The sequence below is a fragment of the Streptomyces sp. NPDC036764 genome, from assembly GCF_055609385.1.
The window spans coordinates 103,493-119,489 of the sequence record NZ_JBVJPT010000015.1; the positions used below are offsets into that span (position 1 = coordinate 103,493).

At 70.4% G+C, this 15,997-nt stretch carries 13 protein-coding genes and 2 pseudogenes; 5 read left to right on the plus strand and 10 right to left on the minus strand.

The annotated features are described in order from the left end of the window. Positions 1-150 precede the first annotated feature (150 nt). Complete coding sequence (gene gabT / locus ACZ69Q_RS37480) at positions 151-1,485, plus strand: 4-aminobutyrate--2-oxoglutarate transaminase (RefSeq protein WP_471051123.1); 1,335 nt, start codon at positions 151-153, stop codon at positions 1,483-1,485. 222 nt (positions 1,486-1,707) lie between these two features. Continuing rightward, on the plus strand, positions 1,708-2,511 hold the full coding sequence (locus ACZ69Q_RS37485) for a phosphatase PAP2 family protein (RefSeq protein WP_471051486.1): 804 nt from the start codon (positions 1,708-1,710) through the stop codon (positions 2,509-2,511). On the opposite strand, the gene ACZ69Q_RS37490 is transcribed toward ACZ69Q_RS37485, so the two are convergent. From ACZ69Q_RS37490 to ACZ69Q_RS37525, 8 genes and pseudogenes are all read right to left on the minus strand, one after another. Beyond that, complete coding sequence (locus ACZ69Q_RS37490; protein ID WP_471051126.1) at positions 2,499-4,289, minus strand: chitinase; 1,791 nt, start codon at positions 4,287-4,289, stop codon at positions 2,499-2,501. The two genes, ACZ69Q_RS37485 and ACZ69Q_RS37490, sit on opposite strands and share 13 nt — an antisense overlap. 201 nt (positions 4,290-4,490) lie before the next feature. After that, the gene (locus tag ACZ69Q_RS37495; RefSeq protein ID WP_471051129.1) at positions 4,491-4,937 is read right to left on the minus strand and encodes a hypothetical protein; all 447 of its coding nucleotides are present in this window, start codon (positions 4,935-4,937) and stop codon (positions 4,491-4,493) included. Between the two features lie 129 nt (positions 4,938-5,066). After that, complete coding sequence (locus ACZ69Q_RS37500; protein ID WP_471051131.1) at positions 5,067-6,494, minus strand: NAD(P)/FAD-dependent oxidoreductase; 1,428 nt, start codon at positions 6,492-6,494, stop codon at positions 5,067-5,069. Positions 6,495-6,516: 22 nt separating this feature from the next. Beyond that, entirely contained in the window at positions 6,517-7,317 is an 801-nt protein-coding gene (locus ACZ69Q_RS37505; protein ID WP_471051133.1) for an ABC transporter permease, read from the minus strand. Next, positions 7,318-8,244: an ABC transporter permease gene (locus ACZ69Q_RS37510; protein WP_471051136.1), complete on the minus strand. Its 927-nt coding sequence runs from the start codon at positions 8,242-8,244 to the stop codon at positions 7,318-7,320. It lies immediately after the preceding gene. Continuing rightward, positions 8,244-9,389 (minus strand): ABC transporter ATP-binding protein, encoded by a 1,146-nt coding sequence (locus ACZ69Q_RS37515; RefSeq protein WP_471051138.1) that lies wholly within the window; start codon positions 9,387-9,389, stop codon positions 8,244-8,246. Before ACZ69Q_RS37515 ends, ACZ69Q_RS37510 begins: the two co-directional genes overlap by 1 nt. 7 nt (positions 9,390-9,396) lie before the next feature. Further along, positions 9,397-9,888 (minus strand): annotated as a pseudogene (locus ACZ69Q_RS37520) (ABC transporter substrate-binding protein); the annotation flags it as partial. Continuing rightward, positions 9,885-10,253: pseudogene (locus ACZ69Q_RS37525) on the minus strand (aldehyde dehydrogenase family protein); the annotation flags it as partial. The pseudogenes ACZ69Q_RS37525 and ACZ69Q_RS37520, both read right to left, overlap by 4 nt. A gap of 166 nt (positions 10,254-10,419) precedes the next feature. Here ACZ69Q_RS37525 and ACZ69Q_RS37530 point away from each other — a divergent pair. After that, the gene (locus ACZ69Q_RS37530; protein WP_471051141.1) at positions 10,420-11,010 is read left to right on the plus strand and encodes an NADAR family protein; all 591 of its coding nucleotides are present in this window, start codon (positions 10,420-10,422) and stop codon (positions 11,008-11,010) included. A 311-nt stretch (positions 11,011-11,321) separates the two neighbouring features. On the opposite strand, the gene ACZ69Q_RS37535 is transcribed toward ACZ69Q_RS37530, so the two are convergent. After that, entirely contained in the window at positions 11,322-12,275 is a 954-nt protein-coding gene (locus tag ACZ69Q_RS37535; RefSeq protein ID WP_471051144.1) for a DUF4190 domain-containing protein, read from the minus strand. 156 nt (positions 12,276-12,431) lie between these two features. Between ACZ69Q_RS37535 and ACZ69Q_RS37540 the strand changes: the two genes are divergently transcribed. Together ACZ69Q_RS37540 and ACZ69Q_RS37545 are read left to right on the plus strand one after the other, a co-directional pair. Next, positions 12,432-13,493 carry an adenosine deaminase gene (locus ACZ69Q_RS37540; protein ID WP_471051147.1) on the plus strand — a complete coding sequence of 354 codons (1,062 nt, stop codon included), beginning with the start codon at positions 12,432-12,434 and terminating at the stop codon, positions 13,491-13,493. A gap of 52 nt (positions 13,494-13,545) precedes the next feature. Next, positions 13,546-14,256, plus strand: a complete 711-nt coding sequence (locus ACZ69Q_RS37545; protein WP_471051150.1) for a glycerophosphodiester phosphodiesterase — start codon at positions 13,546-13,548, stop codon at positions 14,254-14,256. Here ACZ69Q_RS37545 and ACZ69Q_RS37550 read toward each other — a convergent pair. Then, positions 14,238-15,935 (minus strand): RNA polymerase sigma factor, encoded by a 1,698-nt coding sequence (locus ACZ69Q_RS37550; protein WP_471051152.1) that lies wholly within the window; start codon positions 15,933-15,935, stop codon positions 14,238-14,240. The two genes, ACZ69Q_RS37545 and ACZ69Q_RS37550, sit on opposite strands and share 19 nt — an antisense overlap. Positions 15,936-15,997: the final 62 nt, after the last annotated feature.

The following is a 15,997-nucleotide window of genomic DNA, read 5'->3' on the forward strand; positions in this document are numbered from 1 at the left end:
TCGGAGCGGGCACACACCGGCCGCTATGTCCACCACGGACAACCGACGTCGCTGACAACGCCCACATGGAGCATGCCCACCCCCCACTCCCCGCCCTAGCCTGCGAGAAAAGAACAAGACAAGCGTCAGCAAAACCCCCAGGAGCCCCTCATGAGCGCAGTTCCGCAGGAGCGCCGCGTCGTCACCGCCATCCCCGGTCCGAAGTCGCAGGAGTTGCAGGCCCGCCGTACCGCCGCGGTCGCGCAGGGCGTGGGCTCCGTGCTGCCCGTCTTCACGGCGCGCGCGGGCGGCGGCATCCTCGAGGACGTCGACGGCAACCGGCTCATCGACTTCGGTTCGGGCATCGCGGTGACCAGCGTCGGCGCCTCCGCCGAGGCCGTCGTACGCCGGGCGTCCGCCCAGCTCGCGGACTTCACCCACACCTGTTTCATGGTCACGCCGTACGAGGGGTACGTCGAGGTCGCCGAGGCCCTCGCCGAGCTGACGCCCGGTGACCACGCCAAGAAGTCCGCGCTGTTCAACTCGGGCGCCGAGGCCGTCGAGAACGCCGTCAAGATCGCGCGCGCCTACACCAAGCGGCAGGCCGTCGTCGTGTTCGACCACGGCTACCACGGGCGTACGAACCTGACCATGGCGCTGACCGCGAAGAACATGCCGTACAAGCACGGCTTCGGCCCGTTCGCGCCCGAGGTCTACCGCGTCCCGGTCGCCTACGGCTACCGCTGGCCGACCGGTCCGGAGAACGCCGGTCCCGAGGCCGCCGCGCAGGCCATCGACCAGATCACCAAGCAGGTCGGCCCGGACAACGTCGCCGCGATCATCATCGAGCCGGTGCTCGGCGAGGGCGGCTTCATCGAGCCGGCCAAGGGCTTCCTGCCCGCGATCCGCCAGTTCGCCGCCGACAACGGCATCGTCTTCGTCGCCGACGAGATCCAGTCCGGCTTCTGCCGCACCGGCCAGTGGTTCGCCTGCGAGGACGAGGGCATCGTCCCGGACCTGATCACCACCGCCAAGGGCATCGCCGGCGGCCTGCCGCTGGCCGCGGTGACCGGCCGCGCCGAGATCATGGACGCCGCGCACGCGGGCGGCCTGGGCGGCACCTACGGCGGCAACCCCGTCGCGTGCGCCGGCGCGCTCGGCTCCATCGAGACGATGAAGGAGCTGGACCTCAACGCCAAGGCGAAGAACATCGAGGCGATCATGAAGGCCCGCCTGGGCGCCATGGCCGAGAAGTTCGACATCGTCGGCGACGTCCGCGGCCGTGGCGCCATGATCGCCATCGAGCTGGTCAAGGACCGCGCCACCAAGGAGCCGAACCCCGAGGCGACCGCCGCGCTCGCCAAGGCCTGCCACGCCGAGGGCCTGCTGGTCCTGACCTGTGGCACTTACGGCAACGTGCTGCGCTTCCTGCCGCCGCTGGTCATCGGCGAGGACCTGCTGAACGAGGGTCTCGACATCATCGAGCAGGCCTTCACCCGCATCTGAGGTCACAGCGAAACCACTGGTGGGAGACGGGGTTCACACCCCGGCAACCCCATGCGCCCCAGCCCTGACGACCACGTCGATTCCGGGGCTGGGGCCGCGTTAGTCAGAGCGTGTGAAGAAGGTGTGCGAGGTGGATGTCAGGACGCGATTCCGTCTGTCTAACGCCTTCGCCCTGTCGTAGGTTCTAACCAGATGAGAGATACACCCCGCCCAGAGGGGACTCTGGGCGACATCAGGCCGTGGCCTCCCCAGCTTCGACCTGGTCGTGCCCTCGCGCACACACCCGGAGCTTCCGGCTCCGGATCTCCTCACCGATCGGACAGTCGCCCGCCCCAAACCCCCCGGGGCGCGCGACCATCCGATCCGGACGGCCGCCTCGGAACCACCCCCCCTGTTCCGGGGCGGCCGACCTCCCTCTTTCTCCTTCTCGGGCTTCCGGCCCTTCTCTTCGCGCTCATCACCTGGCAGGTGATGGCCGACGGCCCGCTGGCCGACCTCGACGAGGCGGCCAGCCGGGCCCTGATCCACCCCGACCGCCTCTCCGAACTCCTCGCGGACCTCGGCAACGTGCCGGTCGCGGTGCCGGTTCTGGCGGTCGTCCTGGCGTACGTCACCTGGCGGCATCGCCTTACTGGTACAGACCACTGGTGGTGGCCGGCCGCCGCCGCGGCCCTCCTGATGGCCCTGGTCCCGGCCCTGATCGTGCCCCTCAAGGAACTGACCGACCGCCCGGGCACCCCGGCCGTGCCGCCCGCCACCGGCTACTACCCGTCGGGCCACACGGCCACGGCGGTCGTCGCGTACGGCGCCGCGGCCCTGCTCCTCCTCCCCTGGCTGCGCACCGCACTCGCCCGCCGCACCGCCCTCGCCGTCTGCGCCGCCCTGAACCTGGGCGTCGCCTTCGGCCTGGTCCGGCGCGGCTACCACTGGCCACTGGACGTGGTGGCCAGTTGGTGCCTCGGTACGGTGCTCGTCTCGCTGCTGTGGCTGTTCCTCGCCCGCGACGGCCGTTCTCAGCCGAAGTAGCCGTCGAACGTCCGCTGGAACTCCCAGTTCGAGTAGCGGTCCCAGTTGATCGACCATGTCATCAGGCCGCGCAGGGCCGGCCAGGTGCCGTGGGTCGCGTACGAGCCGCAGTTCGACTTCTTGGTGAGGCAGTCCAGGGTCTTGGTGACCTCGGCCGGGGCGACATAGCCGTTGCCGGCGTTGGTCGAGGCGGGCATGCCGATCGCGATCTGGTCGGGGCGCAGCGGCGGGAAGACGTTGTTCGCGTTGCCCGCGACCGGGAAGCCGGTCAGCAGCATGTCGGTCATCGCGATGTGGAAGTCGGCGCCGCCCATGGAGTGGTACTGGTTGTCGAGGCCCATGATCGGGCCCGAGTTGTAGTCCTGGACGTGCAGGAGCGTGAGGTCGTCGCGCAGGGCGTGGATGACCGGGAGGTACGCCCCCGCTCTCGGGTCCTGGCCGCCCCACTGGCCGGTGCCGTAGTACTGGTAGCCGAGCTGGACGAAGAAGGTCTCCGGGGCCATCGTCAGCACGAAGTTGTCGCCGTACCTGGCCTTCAGGGTCTTCACGGCCGAGATGAGGTTGACGATCACCGGCGTCTTCGGGTTCTTGAAGTCGGTGTCGTCGGCGTTCAAGGACAGCGAGTGGCCCTCGAAGTCGATGTCCAGGCCGTCGAGGCCGTACTCGTCGATGATCTTCGAGACCGACGTGACGAAGGTGTCCCGCGCGGCCGTGGTGGTGAGCTGGACCTGGCCGTTCTGGCCGCCGATCGAGATCAGCACCTTCTTGCCTGCCGCCTGCTTGGCCTTGATGGCAGCCTTGAAGTCGGCGTCGGACTCGACGTTCGGGCACTCCGCCACCGGGCAGCGGTCGAAGCGGATGTCGCCCGAGGTGACCGAGGTGGGTTCGCCGAAAGCCAGGTCGATGACGTCCCAGCTATCGGGGACGTCGGCCATGCGGGTGTAGCCGGAGCCGTTGGCGAAGCTCGCGTGGAGGTAGCCGACCAGGGCGTGGGCCGGGAGCTCCACGGGGCTGCCGGTGCCCGCGGTCGTCGTCGCGGTCACCGTGGCCGACTTCGCCGACTCGCCCGCGTCGTTCACCGCGGCGACCTGGAAGCTGTAGGCGGTGGAGGGCGAGAGACCGCCGACGGTCGCCGAAGTGCCGGTCACCGTCTGGACCTTGGTGCCGTTGCGGTAGACCGCGTAACTCGTCGCGCCCGCCACCGGCGACCAGGACAGGGCGATGCTGGACGCGGCGATCGCGCCCGTCTTCAGGCCGGTCGGTGCCGCGGGCGGCTGGCCGGGGTCCACGCCGGGGCCGACCAGGGAGATGTCGTCGGCCTGGTAGGCGCCGGTGCCGTACCAGCCGTGGGTGTAGATGGTGACGCGGGTGGTGGAGGGGCCCGTGCGGAAGGTCGTCGTGAGCTGCTGCCAGGCGGGGGCCGACTGGGTCCATACGGAGACGTCGGTGGTGCCGGTGCCGCTCGCGCCGAGGTAGACGTAGGCGCCGCGGGCGTATCCGGCCAGCGTGTACTGGGAGTCCGGTTTCACGGTCACCGTCTGCGCGCACCGGGCGTTGTCGCTCCCGGCCGGGGTCGCCTGGAGCGCCGAGGCACCGCTGCGGACAGGGGAGTTGACCGTCGTACCGGCCGTGCAGGTCCAGCCGTCCAGGCCGGACTCGAAGCCGCCGTTGCGGGCGAGATCGGCGTCGGCCGCACGGGCGGCCGACGAGAGCGCGGTGAGGCCGGGCAGGGTCAGTGCCGCGGCGATCAGGAAGGCGAGCGGTCTGAAGCGATCCACAAGTGCCTCCGGGCATGGGGGAATTGGAGGGGGTGGAGCGCGCCCAATTTGGTCCAGACCAATCGGCTTGTCAAGACCTGTCACCGGGTTCGACAAGCGCCGCAAGGGGCGCGGGGCCGTATCTACTTGCGGCTCCGCCGCGTGGGCGCGACCAGCCACGACGCAGCCGCGGCCGACCGACAACCCGGCGCGGCACCCTCCTTAGTCGTCATCGGCCAACCCGGCGGCAGCCTCGTGCATGGCCAGTTCGAGAAGGGCCGGGTCGGTGAGGGTTCCGGTGCCGTCGGGCGCGACCAGCCAGCGCACCGCGCCGGCGGCCCGGCCCGGGTAAGGCACGACGATCCAGGTGCCGGGCCCGGCCGTGCGGATGCCGGTGCCGAGCCAGCGGGCGGCCGTGCCGGGCGGCACGAAGAAGCCCATCCGGGAGTCGCCGAAGTCGACCAGGACCGGCCCGAGTTGGTCGATGATGCGGGTGAGGACGTCGAGGGTGGGATAGCCGAGCTCGCCCGGCAGGATGAGCACGTCCCAGGCCTTGCCGGCGGGCAGCAGCGCCACCCCGAGGGGATTGCGCTCCCACTCCCAGCGGCAGGCCTCGGGATTCGGAGCCACGGACGCCAGCCACTCGACCGCCGTTTTCGCCCCTGTCATGACGGTGACCTCCCTTTTCTGTCGTGGACGCCGATCGCGTCACGAGGGAGAGGGAGGTCACCCGGCAGTCATTACGCGAGTTTTCGCCACCGATCCTTTGTGATCTGGGTCACATCAGCCAGCCGTGCGTCAGCTATCGAAGCCCAGGCCCAGCCTGTCCATCGCCTTCAGCCACAGATTGCGCCGCCCGCCGTGCGCGTCCGCGCGGGCCAGCGACCACTTGGTGAGGGCGATGCCGGTCCAGGCGAAGGGCTCCGGCGGGAAGGGCAGCGGCTTCTTGCGGACCATCTCCAGCTCCGTGCGCTCCGTGCGCTCCCCCGCCAGCAGGTCCAGCATCACGTCCGCGCCGAACCGGGTCGCTCCGACGCCGAGCCCCGTGAAGCCCGCCGCGTAGGCCACCTTGCCCTGGTGGGCCGTGCCGAAGAACGCCGAGAAGCGCGAGCAGGTGTCGATGGCGCCGCCCCACGCGTGCGTGAAGCGCATGCCCTCCAGTTGCGGGAAGCAGGTGAAGAAGTGCCCGGCGAGCTTGGCGTAGGTCTCCGGGCGGTCGTCGTACTCGGCGCGCACCCGGCCGCCGTAGGGGTAGATCGCGTCGTAGCCGCCCCACAGGATGCGGTTGTCGGCGGAGAGGCGGAAGTAGTGGAACTGGTTCGCCGAGTCGCCGAGGCCCTGGCGGTTCTTCCAGCCGATCGACGCGAGCTGGTCCTCGGTGAGCGGCTCGGTCATCAGGGCGTAGTCGTAGACCGGGACGGTGTAGGCGCGCACGCGCTTGACCAGGTTCGGGAAGATGTTCGTGCCGAGCGCGACCTGGCGGGCGCGGATCCGGCCGTACGGGGTGCTCACGGCCATGCCGGCGCCGTACGGCTTCAGGGTGAGGGCGGGCGTGTGCTCGTAGACGCGGACGCCGAGGTCCATGCACGCCCGTTTCAGTCCCCACACCAGCTTGGCCGGGTCGACCATGGCGACGCCACGGCGGTCGTAGAGGCCGGCCTGGAAGGTCGGTGAGTCGACCTGGGCGCGCACGGCCTCGGCGTCCAGGAACTCGACGCCGTCGGCGAGGCCCTTCTCGCGCAGCTCCTCATACCAGTCGCGCAGTTCCCACGCCTGGTACGTCTCGGTGGCGACGTCGATCTCGCCGGTGCGCTCGAAGTCGCAGTCCAGGGAGTAGCGGGCGACCGCCTTCTCGATCTCGTCGAGGTTGCGGGTGCCCAGCTCCTCCAGCCTGTGGATCTCGTCCGGCCAGCGGGTGAGCCCGTTGGGCAGACCGTGGGTGAGGGAGGCGGCGCAGAAGCCGCCGTTGCGGCCGGAGGCGGCCCAGCCCACCTCACGGCCTTCGACCAGGACGACGTCCCGCTGCGGGTCGCGCTCCTTGGCGATGAGCGCGGTCCACAGTCCGCTGTAGCCGCCGCCGACGACCAGCAGGTCACAGGTCTCGGCGGTGGTGAGCGCGGGCTCGGGATGGGGTCGGCCGGGGTCGTCCAGCCAGTACGGGACCGGCTGGGCGTCGGAAAGGGATTTCGTCCAGTGATGGCCAGAACTCATGGCGCTTGGGGCCATGATTTCAACTCCCTACAGGTGCTTATGCCTTTTGCTTCTTACGGCGGTTTCCGATGGCCATGGAGGCCAGGACGAACAGTACGGCGACGATGAACATGGCCGTACCGATGACATTGATCTGAACGGGCGTTCCGCGCTGGGCCGAGCCCCAGACGAACATCGGGAAAGTGACGGTGGAGCCCGCGTTGAAATTGGTGATGATGAAATCGTCGAAGGAGAGCGCGAAGGCGAGCAGCGCGCCCGCCGCGATGCCGGGGGCGGCGATCGGCAGGGTGACCCGGACGAACGTCTGGACCGGTCCTGCGTACAGGTCCTGCGCGGCCTGCTCCAGCCTCGGGTCCATCGACATCACGCGCGCCTTGACGGCGGTGACGACGAAGCTCAGGCAGAACATGATGTGCGCGATGAGGATCGTCCAGAAGCCGAGCTGGGCACCCAGGTTGAGGAACAGGGTGAGCAGCGAGGCGGCCATGACGACCTCGGGCATCGCCATCGGCAGGAAGATCAGCGAGTTCACGGCGCCGCGTGCGCGGAAGCGGTAGCGAACCAGCGCGAAGGCGATCAGGGTGCCCAGCAGCGTGGCGCCGAGGGTCGCCCAGAACGCGATCTGGAGGCTGACCGACAGCGAGCCGCACAGGTCGGAGACTCCGCACGGATCCTGCCAGGCGGCCGTGGAGAACTCCTGCCACTGGTAATTGAAACGCCCCTTCGGTTTGTTGAAGGAGAAGATCGTCACGACGACGTTGGGCAGCAGCAGATAAGCAAGCGTCAGCAGTCCCGCGATGACGACGAGATTGCGCTTGAGCCAGTTGACGACGGTCATTTAAACCAGATCCTCCGTGCCGGACCTGCGGATGTAGAGCGTCACCATGACGAGGATGGCGGCCATGAGGATGAAGGACAGGGCCGCGGCCGTCGGATAGTCCAGGATCCGCAGGAACTGCGTCTGGATGACGTTGCCGACCATGCGGGTGTCGGTGGAACCCAGCAGGTCCGCGTTGACGTAGTCACCGGCCGCCGGGATGAAGGTCAGCAGCGTGCCGGAGACGACGCCCGGCATCGACAGCGGGAAGGTGACCCTGCGGAAGGTGGTGACCGGCCTGGCGTACAGGTCGTTCGCCGCCTCGTGCAGCCGTGGGTCGATCCGCTCCAGCGAGGAGTAGAGCGGCAGGACCATGAACGGCAGGAAGTTGTACGTCAGACCGCAGACCACCGCCAGCGGCGTCGCCAGCACGCGGTCGCCCTCGGTCATGCCGAGCCAGGTGGTGACGTCCAGGATGTGCAGCGTGTTGAGGGCGCCGACGACCGGGCCGCCGTCCGCGAGGATCGTCTTCCAGGCGAGGGTGCGGATCAGGAAGCTGGTGAAGAACGGCGCGATCACCAGGATCATGATCAGGTTCCGCCAGCGGCCCGCGCGGAAGGCGATGAGGTACGCCAGCGGGTAGCCGAGGAGCAGACACAGGATGGTCGCCGAGCCGGCGTAGAGCACCGAGCGCAGGAACTGCGGGTAGTACTCGGACAGCGCGTCCCAGTAGGTCGCGAAGTGCCAGGTGACCTTGTAGCCCTCCTCCAGGGAGCCCGTCTGCACGGACGTGGAGGCCTGGTAGATCATCGGCATCGCGAAGAAGACCAGCAGCCACAGGATGCCGGGGAGCAGGAGCCAGTACGGCGTCCAGCGCCCCCTCTTGCGCGGTGGTTTCGGTTGGTCGGGGGTTGGCGCCAGAGGTGGCGCCTCGGTGACTGTCGCCATCAGACCGCCGCCTCTTCCTGGATGCCGGCGTCGATGTCCTGGGCGGCGTCGAGGCCGAAGGTGTGCGCCGGGTTCCAGTGCAGGACGACCTCGGCGCCGGGCACGAGCCGGGTGTCGCGGTCGATGTTCTGGGCGTAGACCTCGAACTCGGGGCAGACGGGGCTGTCGATGACGTACTGCGTGGAGACGCCTATGAAAGAGGAGTCGGCGATCCTGCCGGATATGCGGTTGCGGCCCTCGGGTATCTCGCCGGCGTCCTCGGCGGGAATGAGGGAGATCTTCTCGGGGCGCACGCCGACCAGCACCTTGCCGCCGGTCGAAGCGGGTGCGCTGCACCGCGCCTCGGGCAGGACCAGCTTGCCGCCGCCCGCCTTCAGCACGATGTCGCCGCCGCTCTTGGAGTCGACCTCGGCCTCGATGAAGTTGGAGGTGCCGAGGAAGTTGGCGACGAAGGTCGTGCGCGGGTTCTCGTAGAGGTCGGTCGGTGAGCCGAGCTGCTCGACGCGGCCCGCGTTCATCACGGCGACCGTGTCGGCCATCGTCATGGCCTCCTCCTGGTCGTGCGTGACGTGGACGAAGGTGATGCCGACCTCGGTCTGGATGCGCTTGAGCTCGAGCTGCATCTGGCGGCGCAGCTTCAGGTCGAGGGCGCCGAGGGGCTCGTCCAGGAGGAGCACCTTGGGGTGGTTGATCAGCGCTCTGGCGACGGCGACGCGCTGCTGCTGGCCGCCGGAGAGCTGGTGCGGCTTCTTGCGGGCCTGCTCGCCGAGCTGGACGAGGTCGAGCATGTCCTCGACCTGCTTCTTCACCGACTTGATGCCGCGCCGGCGCAGGCCGAAGGCGACGTTCTCGAAGATGTCGAGGTGCGGGAAGAGGGCGTAGGACTGGAAGACCGTGTTCACCGGGCGCTTGTACGGCGGGAGCGCGGTCACGTCCTGGTCGCCGAGGTGGACGGTGCCGGCGCTGGGCTCCTCCAGACCGGCGATCATGCGCAGGGTGGTGGTCTTGCCGCAGCCGGAGGCGCCGAGCAGGGCGAAGAAGGAACCCTGGGGCACGGTCAGGTCGAGCGGGTGCACGGCGGTGAAGGAGCCGTAGGTCTTGGCTATGCCGGAGAGGCGGACGTCGCCGCTGGTGTCGTTGGTCATGGTGTGGTCACGCCCCTGTGAGCTTCGCGAACTTCTCTTCGTAGGCCGTCTCTTCCTTCGAGCTCAGTGAGCGGAAGGCACGGGAGGCGGCCTGCATGGCCTTGTCGGGGAGGATCAGCGGGTTGTTCGCCGCGTCCTCGTCGATCTTCGCGAGCTCTTCCTTCACGCCGTCCACGGGACAGACGTAGTTGATGTAGGCGGCGAGCTCGGCCGCTGCCTTCGGCTCGTAGTAGTAGTCGATCAGCCGCTCGGCGTTCGTCTTGTGACGGGCCTTGTTGGGGACGAGCATGTTGTCGCTCGACGTCATGTAGCCGCTGTCCGGGATCAGGAAGTCGATGTCCGGGCTGTCGGCCTTGAGCTGTACGACGTCACCGGCCCAGGCGAGGCAGGCGGCGAAGTCGCCGCTGGTGAGGTCGGAGGTGTAGTCGTTGCCGGTGAACCGGCGGATCTGCTTGTTGTCGACGGCCTTCTGGAGCCGGGCGACGGCGGCGTCGTAGTCCCCGGGACGTCGAACTCACGCGTCAGCTTCAGCGGCTTGCCGCACTGGAGGGACTCCGCGCGGGCGAATTCCTCGGCACGTTCGGCGAGCACGGCGGCGAAACGGTGCAGCGCGTCGGAGCGCTCGCCGGGGGTGGCACCGGCCCAGCCGGGGAAGGCGGCGCGGGCGGCGGCGACCGCCGCGTCGACGTCATCCGCACCGGCCAGGTCGTAGGTGTACACCTCCTCGCCGGTGGCAGGGTCCACGACGGCGTGCGTACGCCCCGAGGTCCCCTTCGCATACCGGCCCGCGATGAACTGCGCGCCGTCCGCGAAGCGGTCCTGGGCCGGGAATCGTTCCGGGGTGGCGGTGCCCGGGTTGTGCATGTCGCTCCCTCCGTGCCCGTCAGGGGCCGGCGTGGCTCGGGCTCGAATTGAGTGCCGATCCTGACAGAGCAGAGGGACTCCAACAAGTGATTCCGTTGTTGCCTTTTGGTTACGCGACGGAATCTGTCGACCAGGTGTCGAGTGGGCCTGGAAAACCGAGGACGGAATGTCGGTGGTGCGTGCCAGACTCGGCCACATGGCGAAGATCGATTCTTGGGATGTCCTGATCCAGGAGGTCCGCTCGGGGGCGAGGGTCAAGTATCTCCACTTCTGGGGACACCGACCGCTGCCCGACAGCCGTGTCGGCGCGAGCTGTCTGAGTCAGTGGTGGCCGTCGCCCTTCACGGTGTCCGGCGTGTCCTATGCGACCGCCGAGCACTGGATGATGGCGGAGAAGGCCCGCCTCTTCGGAGACCCGGACGCGGAGCGGCAGGCACTGTCCGCGGACCACCCCTCCCTGGCGAAGAAGGCCGGGCGGCTGGTGCGGGGGTTCGACAACGCGGCATGGGAGCGGGAGCGGTTCCGCATAGTCGTCGAGGGATCGGTCCACAAGTTCGCGTCGCACCCGGAACTGCGGGCGTTCCTGCTGGGCACCGGGGACCGGGTGCTGGTGGAGGCGAGCCCGGTGGACCGGGTGTGGGGGATCGGACTGGCCGCGGGGGATGACGGGGCCGGCGATCCTCAGCGGTGGCGGGGGCCGAATCTGCTGGGGTTCGCGTTGATGGAGGCGCGGGAGAGACTGCGTCTGGCTTCCTAGCCCGTCCGGCGTCGGAGGACAAGGCTGGTCAGGTTCTTTCAGCCGTCCGACGTCCGAGGACGCGGCTGGCCAGGCTCTTTCAGCCCGTCCGGCGTGTTCTTTCAGCCCGTCCGGCGCGGCCGACGCTCACTCTCAACGGCAGGCCCGCATCTTTCAGCCCGTCCGGCGTTTGAGGACGAGGCCCGTTCAGGGCCGATGCGGGGGTCCGGGGGCGGCAGCCCCCCCGGGGGCGATGGGGGTCCCCCCGCTCGAGCGAAGCCGAGAGTGGGGAGAGCAGGGGCGGCGGGGGCGAGAAAGACCCGGCCTCGCCGCTACGGCCCAGCCGCGATCACGACCACCAGCATCCCCACCCCCAGAGCCACACCCGCCGCCCCACAGATGATCCCGGCCAACGCCTGACCGGGGTTCGTCGCCTCACCCCGTCGCGCCTTCCCACGCCCGACCGCCCCGAAGATCACGGCCAGCACACCCACGATGATGGCCACCGGCCACAGACAGAAGATCACGGCCGAAATGATCCCGAGGACCAGGCCGGCCGTACCCATGCCATTGCTCGGCAGAGGAGGCATCCCGGGCCATCCGTAGTAGCCGGGGCCACCCGGACCAGGGGCGGGATAACCAGGGCCGAGGCCACTCGGACCGACGGCCGTATAACCGGGCCCACTCGGACCGACGGCCGGATAACCGGCCCCGCCCGGATAACCGTACGGAACCTGCCCGGGCCCCTCGGGTGAGATCGGCGGCGGAGGAACGGGCTCGCCGTGAGCGGCATAGGGGACGGATGCCGTCGGCGGCGCGAAGGGATTCACCGGCGTGGCCCCCGGCGGCGCAAACGGATCCGCGGGCGTGGCCCCCGGCGGCGCGAACGGGTTCGGCGCCGAGTCGGCCGGCCCGTGCGCGCCGTGCGGCCCCGGCGACGGATTGACCCACTGCGGCGCAGGCACGGCATCCTGCGGCTCCCCCGCCGGTCCGGAGGACGGCATCGAGGTGACCGTCCGCTGATCATGCACGGACGGCGCGGCCCAGGCCGGAGTGTCGTTGGAGGCGAGGGTGTACCCGGGACCAGCGGGCTCGGCGGGCCCCGACTGCGCATCCGCGGCCGGCGGCGCCCAGGGGTCCACAGAGGGGTGACCGCCCTGCGGCGCCGGCACCGACGCGGCGGCACCCGCCCCCACCGCGTCCTGCTTGTCGAGGGAGGTCCGCTTGTCAAGCGAGGTCTGCGCTGCCTCCCCCGGCGCTTCCGGCGTCTGCGCGTCGTCGGACATGCGCGGGATCCCCTCTGTCGTACGTGCCGTCATGCTAAGGCCCTGGCATCGGCGGCGCGGGACCGGCCTACGATGATCCCCGAGTCACCGATCAGCCGATCACCGCGCCCCGCCGGCCACGAACCGGGCGGAAGGCGCCGTTCCCGGGGAGGAACCTTGACCGAGCATCTCGTCGACGCCCGCGTCCCGCGCGATCTGCACGCTTTCATCGCCGGACTGCCCAAGGCCGAACTGCACGTGCACCACGTCGGCTCCGCCTCCCCCCGCATCGTCGCCGAACTCGCCGCCCGCCACCCCGACTCCAAGGTCCCCACCGACCCGGAGGCCCTGGCGGACTACTTCACGTTCACGGACTTCGCCCACTTCATCGACGTGTACCTGTCCGTCGTGGACCTGATCCGCACTCCGGAGGACGTACGGCTGCTGACCTACGAGGTGGCCCGTGACCTGGCCCGGCAGCAGGTGCGCTACGCCGAGCTGACCATCACGCCGTTCTCCTCCACCCGCCGCGGCATCGACGAGCGCGCCTTCATGGCGGCGATCGAGGACGCCCGCAAGGCGGCCGAGGCCGAGTTCGGCACCGTGCTGCGCTGGTGCTTCGACATCCCCGGCGAGGCCGGTCTGGAATCCGCCGAGGAGACCGCGCGGCTCGCCACCGACGACCGGGTGCGCCCGGAGGGCCTGGTCTCCTTCGGGCTCGGCGGTCCCGAGATCGGCGTACCGAGGCCGCAGTTCAAGCCGTACTTCGACCGGGCCATCGCCGCCGGACTGCACTCGGTGCCGCACGCCGGTGAGACCACCGGCCCGGAGACGGTCTGGGACGCCCTCACCCACCTGCGTGCCGAGCGCATCGGGCACGGCACCAGCTCGGCGCAGGACCCGAAGCTGCTCGCGCATCTCGCCGAGCACCGGATCGCGCTGGAGGTGTGCCCGACCTCCAACATCGCCACGCGCGCGGTGCGCACCCTGGACGAGCACCCGATAAAGGAGTTCGCGAAGGCCGGGATCATCGTCACGATCAACTCCGACGACCCGCCGATGTTCGGCACCGACCTCAACAACGAGTACGCCGTCGCCGCCCGCCTCCTCGACCTCGACGAGCGGGGTCTGGCCGACCTCGCGAAGAACGCCGTCACCGCGTCCTTCCTCGACGAGTCCGGCAAGGCCCGGATCGCCGAGGAGATCGACACGTACACGGCGAAGTGGCTCGCGCCCTGAACCGCCCGCCCTCGCACGTCTCCACGCCGGCCCCCGCCCCCAGAATGTCCTCATGCTGAACGTGACCGCCGTGGCCCACCGCGGCGACCCCTATCGCGTCCGCGAGAACACGCTCGACTCCCTGCGCTCCGCGCTCGCCCTGGGCGCGGACGCGGTGGAGATCGACGTGCGCCTCACCAAGGACGGCGTGCCCGTGCTGCTGCACGACGAGACGCTGAAGCGTCTGTGGGAGCAGGACCGGCCGCTGCGCGCGCTGTCGGAGGCCGAGGTGCGGGGGCTGACCGAGGGCGGGGTGCCGACGCTGGCGCAGGCTCTCGCGGTGTGCGACGGGAGCCGGGTGATGCTCGACCTGCCCGGCGCCCCCGATGTGCGCACGGCCCGCCGGATCGTGGACGTCGTGCGGGAGTGCGGGGCGCAGGACCGGGTGTACTACTGCGCGGACGCCGCCGCCATGCTCGCCGTGCGGGAGGCCGACCCGGCCGCCGAGATCGCCCTGACCTGGACGACGCTGGCGCCGCCGCGCCCCGCCCTGCTGGACGCGGTGCGTCCGCGCTGGCTGAACTACCGGTTCGCGCTGGTCGACCACGCCCTCGCCGAGCGCGTCCACCGGGGCGGCCATCTGCTGTCCGTCTGGACCCCTGACACCCGGCGCTCGATCCGCCGTCTGCTGGACCTGGGCGTCGACTCGATCACCACGAACCGCCTCGGCGTCCTCCTGGAAGCGCGAGGCGCGGCCGCGCAGCGCTACACGCGGGACTCCTGAGGCACGGTCGCCGCGTCCGCGGGAGTCGAGCGGGTGACGTACTGCGGTACGGGGGCGTCGTCCTTGCCGGTGTCGCGGACGAGGCCGTAGCGGGTCGCGCCCTCGGGCGGACCGTGGGTGATGTCCTCGTGCACCGCGTCCCAGTCCGACGGGAAGACGCTGAGGCCGTAGTCGGCGCCGCGTTCGTTCTGGATGAGGGTGACGCTGCCGTCGACGTAGAACCACTCGTTCTGCCACATCTGCTGGGTGCCGGGCGGCAGTACGGCGTAGCCGGTGGTCGAACTGCCCATGCCGGTGGCGGAGTCGTCGGTGTCGCTGACGCGGTCGTCCATACGGCGCCCGCCGCCCGAGGCGACGTGGAAGAGCCTGCCCTTCAGCCCGGTCCAGGCCGGCATGACCAGGCCGCCCGCCCGGTACCCCGGCGAGATCTGCCAGCGGACGAGGACATAGCCCCGGCCGGTGAGGGTGACGCTGTCGCCGCGGTGGTTCATCACTGCGTGCGCGCCGCCGGTGCTGGTGACGCCGGACTCGGGCCGGCGGGGCAGGGCGGCGGGCTCGGCGTCCGGGTCGGGGGCCCGGTCGACGGCGTCGACGACAGTGCCGTACAGCTCGGTCTTCCGCGTGGCCGACGGCGACGCGGAGGGCGTGGGCGAGGGTGTGGGCGTCGGTGACGCGGACGGGAGGGGGGACGGCGGGCGGGCGGTGCTCGCCGCCGTGGGGGCGGCCGCGCGCGGGGGCGGCGCGTCGGGGGTCTGGGTGACGACGTAGGCGCCGCCGGCGACGAGTGTCGCGCCGGCCGTCACCGCCACGGCGGGCTGGGTGAGGGCGGCCATCACCTTGGCGGACCAGCCGACGGAGGCCGCGGTCGCCGCGGCCGCGGTCTTGCCGCCGAACGCCAGGGCCAGTGTGAAGCCGACCGGGACGGGGACGAGCGCGATGCCGACGAGGAGGCGTTCCGCCGGTACGACGGCCTCGCGGGTGTCGCCGCAGTAGCCGCAGCCCCTGATGTGCCGGGCCAGCCGCTTGCGCCAGACCGAGTCGGCCCGGCCGTTCCAGCGGGCGGTCAGCTCGCGCAGGCCGGGGCAGGCGCCGTCCAGCGCCCGCACGATGCCGCGCGCGGTCTCCAGCCGCTCCTTCACGCGCTGCACGCGCACCGCGGCATGCTGCCGGCTGATCCCGGCCGCCGCGGCCAGTTCCCGCCGGGTCAGCTCGCCCGCGACCTCCAGCCACCACAGCGACAGCAACTGCCGGTCCTCCTCGTCCAGCCAGCGCACCGCCTCCGCGACCTCGCGCCGCTGCCCCTCCAACCGGAGCCGCAGGACGGTGAGTTCGGCGAAGTCGGAGGCCTCGCGCGCGGCCGACTCGTCGAGTTGCGCGGGCTGTCTGCGGCGGGCGCGATCCCGTATCTGCCGCATGGCGATGGCGACGAGCCAGGAGCGGAAGCTGTCCGGGTCGCGCAGCGAGCCGAGGTTGTCGACGGCGCGCAGCATGGTCTCCTGGACGACGTCGTCGACGTCGGCATGGCCGTTCAGGGCCCTCCCGACCACGTTGTAGACCAGCGGCAGCCAGCCCTCGACCAACTCGTCCAGCGCCTGCCGGTCACCGGCCTGCGCCGCCGCGATGGTGGAGCGCCACTGCCGGCCGGCTCTCCCGTCCACGTACGTCCTCTCCCGGGTCATTCGCCGCCCGCACGCACCTTCTCAGCCGGACCTGCACCTTTGGCTATATCGGAGATCACATT